This window comes from Paraburkholderia nodosa, from assembly GCF_001718195.1.
GTDB lineage: Bacteria > Pseudomonadota > Gammaproteobacteria > Burkholderiales > Burkholderiaceae > Paraburkholderia > Paraburkholderia nodosa_A.
In genome coordinates this window covers 1-3,676 of record NZ_MCNV01000063.1, presented here as the reverse complement: position 1 = coordinate 3,676, position 3,676 = coordinate 1, and the positions used below count along the sequence as shown (strand labels likewise).

The window sequence follows — 3,676 nt, the reverse complement described above, 5'->3', positions numbered from 1 at the left end:
GCCGTTGCGGCCGAGCAGCACGGTGAGTTCACCCTCGGGCACCGTCATCGAGACGTTGCGCAGGATGTGGCTGCCGCCATAGTACTGATTCAGCGATTCGATGGTTAGCATGACTGATCTATTCAAAACGGCCCTAGCGGCCCAGATACGATTCGATGACCGCTTCGTCGCGCTTCACGTCCTCGAGCGTGCCGTGCGCGAGCACGCTGCCTTCGGCCATCACCGTGACGCGCCCGGTTTCCCCCGCAAGCGCCGCGACGAACTCCATGTCGTGCTCGACCACCATCATCGAGCAGCTGCCGCGCAGGCGGTTGAGGAGCGTCGCGAGTTCCATGGTCTCGTCGTCGGTCATGCCGGCGGCGGGCTCGTCGAGCAGCAACAGCTGCGGCCTTTGCATGAGCAGCATGCCGATTTCGAGCCGCTGTTTAGTCGGCCAGCGAGCGCCCTGCAGTGAGAATCTGACTGCTGAAACTGACAGGTCGTGAGAGATCACGCAGGATTTCCCGGATTGCATCAGGCAAGGAACAACGGCCAGTTCGTCTCTGCCTGGTGAAATTCCGACGTGATACCAGTCTGGAAGATTGCGACCGCACGGTGACTGCGCGTTCAGTGCTGTTCCGGTTTTCCCGGACTCCCTGTTGCAGGTAGAACGAACAGGCGTTCGTCCCATAAGACCGGCAGCGCTTCTGATACGACGATCCGCGCAGCGTCTGGATGGGCGGGATTTACCAGCGCGTTGGACTCGGCACGTGCGACTACAGAAGGCACGATCAGGACCGCGGAGCGGCATTCCTCCAGCCAGCGGTTTCCGAAATCACGTGCGATTTCAGTGGATGGCCCGTCCCAACCTGCAGGCAGTGTGCCGGGGGTGAACCTTTCGACGGGAAGATCATCAGGAACCTGCGCCTCGACCCAGACGTGTGTCTTCGGCACTTTGCCGATCCGTGCGTGTACCAGTACCTCGAGCATGGCTCCTGCGAACGTGAGCGCGCCATAGATCACGGGACGGCCAGGGCTGTTGAATCGGCCGCCAACGAGCATGGCGCCGGTGCCGCTCCATAGCGGATGCCGCCTGTCGGCAATGCGGAAAATCCTCATCAGGCCGGTAGCCCGTAGAAGAGCTTCCAGAGGAGTTCTTCCACGCGGCGCGCACCCAGCTCGGTCAGGGCAACCTCAAGGGGCACGCGCCCCTCCAGCAGGGGGTGGGGCGTGGCAAGGAAGGTGCGTGCGTCCGCCGGATCGTCCCAGACGTAGGCCGCGCTCGCGTAGACCCGTGCGAGGCGCTCTGTCTTCTCCGATTCATCAGGTGTCAGCCTGTCGCGACGGCGCTTGTAGGTTGCCTCAGGGACGATGCGTGCCTGGAGCGCGCGCCTTGCCTCCGCGGTCAGGGCGATCTGTTCGACGCCGTTACGCAAGGCGGATTTGGGCAGGCCTTCTGCGACCTGCGCCTCGAGTTCGGCGATCGAATGGGGCACCGGACTCAGTCCCATGACTGCAGCGATCTTCTCGGGGGAAACGAGTTGCATGGCGCTTCCGTCGTAAATCAAATGAGCCTCCATTATAGCTCATTTGAGCTCGCCGCGATGAAGGCTGACTACCCGCTCTCCATTACAGCAAGCTCAAGCCCGGCGCCGCCGCGCATAACGGCAATGCGGGGATGACCGCTGCGTACACGCCCGGAAAGATATCGCGCCCTTGCGGTACGTAAGCGAGGCACTGCGCCAAGCGCGCATGGGTGGGCAGCTTCGTGAGCGCCTCTCCGCGCCAGTCGATCGAGCCGTACTTCGTGGGCACGTCTGCTGCAAGCCCCTCACAGGGATCGCGTCGCCCCTGCCATCGCAGACCACGAATGCCTCCAAGCGCACGGCGCGTACCAGCGCGCCTAGAGCGGATGCCTGGTTAGGGGCACTACTGTGCGAAAGGACACAGAAGTTCGCCTGTATGTCCTGCATGGTCATGGGGGAAACGTTCGTGTCGTAACAGACAGGAAATCGTAAACCTTTCTGAAAGCGTTCGTTAAAGGTTACTCGGAAACTGCACCACCCCAATTGATGGATTTTTTATTGTCTCAAATTATGAGTGGAGACAACAATGTCAGCAATTAAATGCCTTAAACTTATCGCTCCTCCCCTGATTACCATTGGAGCCAGGAAATTGCTATCTCCCGAAAAGAAGAAGGTTCTTTTCGATGGCGATGACGCAATGTTCAAGCGACTCACGGCCTCATCGAGGCTTTATTTCGAGTACGGCTGCGGAGAAAGCACGATTTGGGTAGCGCAGAATACCAATGCAAAAATTCATAGCATAGACACGAGCAAGGAATGGATTGATTTTGTGGAGAATAGAATTGACCGGAAAGATGCCACAATTGAGTGGGTAGATTGCGGTGAGCTGGGGCAGTGGGGCGCTCCAATCAATTACCAAAAAAGGCAAAATTTTCTTAGATACGCCAATGCTCCATGGGCAAATCATCAGAACCCCGACATTGTTCTTATTGATGGACGATTTCGCGTTCTCTGTTTTTTAACAACACTGAAATTATCCAATGAAGGGACGAAAATTATCTTCGATGATTACACAAATCGTCCCCATTATCATATAGTCGAGGACTTCATCTCTCGCGCCGACACTTTCGGCCGGCAGTGCCTATTCATCGTTCCCAGCAAGAAAAATATCGACACGAATCTTATCGACAAGATGATTGATAAATTCGAATATGTTCTTTCATAACGCCAGATGCGCAGACCCCAGCGCACAACCAGCGGTCTGTTGCGCTTTGGAAGCTGCCTTGACGTTGCATGCGCCTGAAAGGTGGTTCAGGGGCGACGAGCGCCGTCCGGTCCCTGCAGATCCACGTAAAACTTTCGTAAGCATGCCCGGCATTTGTCGTGGCGGCTGGTCGCCAATTTCAGGGTTCACACCGCGATCAACTCCCGCACCCCATCCGCATCCATGCTCGCGCCGGCGCCGCCCGCCACGATTTCGCCGCGGCTCATCACCCAGTAGCGGTCCGCGATGGCCTTGGCGAAGTCGTAGTACTGCTCGACCAGCAGCACCGTCATGTGCATCTCTTCCACGAGCCTGCGCAACGTGCGGCCGATGTCCTGGATGATCGAAGGCTGGATGCCTTCGGTAGGCTCATCGAGAATGAGCAGCTGCGGATCGCTCATCAGCGCGCGGCCGATGGCGAGCTGCTGCTGCTGGCCGCCCGAGAGGTCGCCGCCGCGCCGCGCCTTCATGTCCTTGAGCACGGGAAAGAGTTCGTAGATGTGCGCGGGCACGCTCGACGGCATGCGCTTCTTGCTCGCCGCGCCCACCAGCAGATTCTCTTCGACGCTCAGGCGCGGAAAGATATCGCGCCCTTGCGGCACGTAAGCGAGGCCCTGCGCCACCCGCGCATGCGTGGGCAGCTTCGTGAGCGCTTCGCCGCGCCACGCAATCGAACCGTTCTTCGTCGGCACGACGCCCATGAGGCAGCGCAGCAGTGTCGTCTTGCCCACGCCGTTGCGGCCGAGCAGCACGGTGAGTTCACCCTCGGGCACCGTCATCGAGACGTTGCGCAGGATGTGGCTGCCGCCATAGTACTGATTCAGCGATTCGATGGTTAGCATGACTGATCTATTCAAAACGGCCCTAGCGGCCCAGATACGATTCGATGACCGCTTCGTCGCGCTTC

At 58.9% G+C, this 3,676-nt stretch carries 4 protein-coding genes and 3 pseudogenes; 1 reads left to right on the top strand and 6 read right to left on the bottom strand.

Annotated elements, in window-relative coordinates; genetic code table 11:
• The 5 genes and pseudogenes from BFD71_RS41230 to BFD71_RS42695 form a co-directional block, all read right to left on the bottom strand.
• Positions 1-111, bottom strand: a pseudogene (locus tag BFD71_RS41230) (ABC transporter ATP-binding protein); the annotation flags it as partial.
• Between the two features lie 22 nt (positions 112-133).
• Positions 134-427: pseudogene (locus BFD71_RS38575) on the bottom strand (ABC transporter ATP-binding protein); the annotation flags it as partial.
• A gap of 179 nt (positions 428-606) precedes the next feature.
• Positions 607-1,098, bottom strand: coding sequence for an RES family NAD+ phosphorylase (locus BFD71_RS40195; RefSeq protein ID WP_083245749.1), 492 nt, complete (start codon positions 1,096-1,098; stop codon positions 607-609).
• Positions 1,098-1,526 (bottom strand): antitoxin Xre/MbcA/ParS toxin-binding domain-containing protein, encoded by a 429-nt coding sequence (locus BFD71_RS38565; RefSeq protein WP_069269414.1) that lies wholly within the window; start codon positions 1,524-1,526, stop codon positions 1,098-1,100. The genes BFD71_RS40195 and BFD71_RS38565 overlap by 1 nt, the downstream gene beginning before the upstream one ends.
• Before the next feature lie 151 nt (positions 1,527-1,677).
• Positions 1,678-1,794, bottom strand: a pseudogene (locus BFD71_RS42695) (ABC transporter ATP-binding protein); the annotation flags it as partial.
• Positions 1,795-2,091: 297 nt separating this feature from the next.
• Here BFD71_RS42695 and BFD71_RS38555 point away from each other — a divergent pair.
• The gene (locus tag BFD71_RS38555; RefSeq protein WP_083245748.1) at positions 2,092-2,730 is read left to right on the top strand and encodes a class I SAM-dependent methyltransferase; all 639 of its coding nucleotides are present in this window, start codon (positions 2,092-2,094) and stop codon (positions 2,728-2,730) included.
• A 185-nt stretch (positions 2,731-2,915) separates the two neighbouring features.
• Here BFD71_RS38555 and urtE read toward each other — a convergent pair whose 3' ends face one another.
• Positions 2,916-3,611: an urea ABC transporter ATP-binding subunit UrtE gene (urtE, locus tag BFD71_RS38550; protein ID WP_069269410.1), complete on the bottom strand. Its 696-nt coding sequence runs from the start codon at positions 3,609-3,611 to the stop codon at positions 2,916-2,918.
• Positions 3,612-3,676 lie beyond the last annotated feature (65 nt).